This window comes from Vibrio sp. Isolate22, assembly GCF_022398115.1.
GTDB lineage: Bacteria > Pseudomonadota > Gammaproteobacteria > Enterobacterales > Vibrionaceae > Vibrio.
The window spans coordinates 1-1,263 of record NZ_JAKEUW010000140.1 but is presented as its reverse complement, the minus strand read 5'-3'; the positions used below and the strand labels follow the sequence as shown (position 1 = coordinate 1,263).

2 protein-coding genes and 2 pseudogenes are annotated in these 1,263 nt (G+C 44.3%); 2 read left to right on the top strand and 2 right to left on the bottom strand.

The annotated features are described in order from the left end of the window. On the top strand, window positions 1-170 hold a 170-nt coding region (locus L1D55_RS27270), incomplete at its 5' end, for an ATP-binding protein (RefSeq protein WP_239919452.1). 89 nt (window positions 171-259) lie between these two features. Next, window positions 260-724 (top strand): annotated as a pseudogene (locus L1D55_RS27265) (fasciclin domain-containing protein); the annotation flags it as partial. A 113-nt stretch (window positions 725-837) separates the two neighbouring features. Here L1D55_RS27265 and L1D55_RS27260 read toward each other — a convergent pair. Then, window positions 838-1,020 (bottom strand): annotated as a pseudogene (locus tag L1D55_RS27260) (hypothetical protein); the annotation flags it as partial. A gap of 27 nt (window positions 1,021-1,047) precedes the next feature. Beyond that, on the bottom strand, window positions 1,048-1,263 hold a 216-nt coding region (locus L1D55_RS27255), incomplete at its 5' end, for an IS3 family transposase (protein ID WP_239915817.1).

Below are 1,263 nucleotides of genomic sequence, written 5' to 3'. Positions count from 1 at the left end.
ACAGCAGCACAATCGTCATCAGCCAGTTACCAGTAAAAGAGTGGTACAACATGATCGGCAACGCTACTGTCGCTGACGCTCTAATGGATCGTCTAGTTCACAATAGTCATCGAATAGAACTGGGAGGTGAATCAATGAGAAAACTGGCGCAATCCGAACACTTAGAGTAAAAATAGGGAAAGAGAAAAAGTGCTGGTTCAGGTGTTCGGAATAAACCGAAACAAGCGTTCGCAATCACCGAAATACGCACTTCGCCACATCACTTCTTTTATCAACGGCTGTCCATGCTGACCATGCTGACCATCATGGTATGAAAAAAGACATCGTGGACGTGGCAGTAGAAAACGGCTCTTTCACAACGTTAGTAGCGGCAGTAAAAGCGGCAGGATTAGTGGACACACTGAAAGGAGAAGGCCCTTTTACTGTTTTTGCACCAACAGATGAAGCGTTTGCCGCTCTACCGGACGGTACAGTAGACATGTTATTAAAGCCGGAAAATAAAGACAAACTGGTCGCAGTACTCACCTACCATGTAGTGCCAGGAAAAGTAATGGCTGAAGATGTGGTAAAACTAGACAGCGCAGTCACCGTACAGGGTGAGCCAGTCACAATTAGCACTGACCATGGTGTTGTAATGATCAACAAAGCTCATGTTGTAACGGCAGACGTTAAAGCGAGCAACGGCGTGATACATGTCATTGACGCTGTGCTGTTACCTAAGTAATAGACAACCAATGGTCGTAAAAAGATATTTAGGAGGTGTGACAATGTCACGCCTTTTTTCTATTCGAACAGTAGATTTGGGCTTATTACTTTAGATAGTAATTTGATATTGGGTTATACAAACAGTCGGCCAAATATCAGGAACGCGGCCATCAACACCACTTTGGTAAACACCACCACCCAAATACAGTCACCAATACTCGAATGGGTTGCCTTCCCAAGTAGAAATACGAACAGTATAAGCCCTAGAACCCACCCCACTGTCGGAATCATAGAGACTAGAGATACGATAATTGATCTGCTCCAGCCAGACTGGACACTTCATTAAGCGACATTTTGTTGTTCAAAGTTAACTGGGCTTAGATACCCAAGAGCACTGTGCCTTCTCGTTCGATTATAATCAACCTCTATGTACTCGAAGATCGTTTGGCGCATCTGCTCTCTCGTCATAATCGGCTCATATTGGATCGCTTCCACTTTCATAGAATGGAAGAAACTCTCAACACAAGCATTGTCCCAGCAGTTTCCTTTCCTACTCAT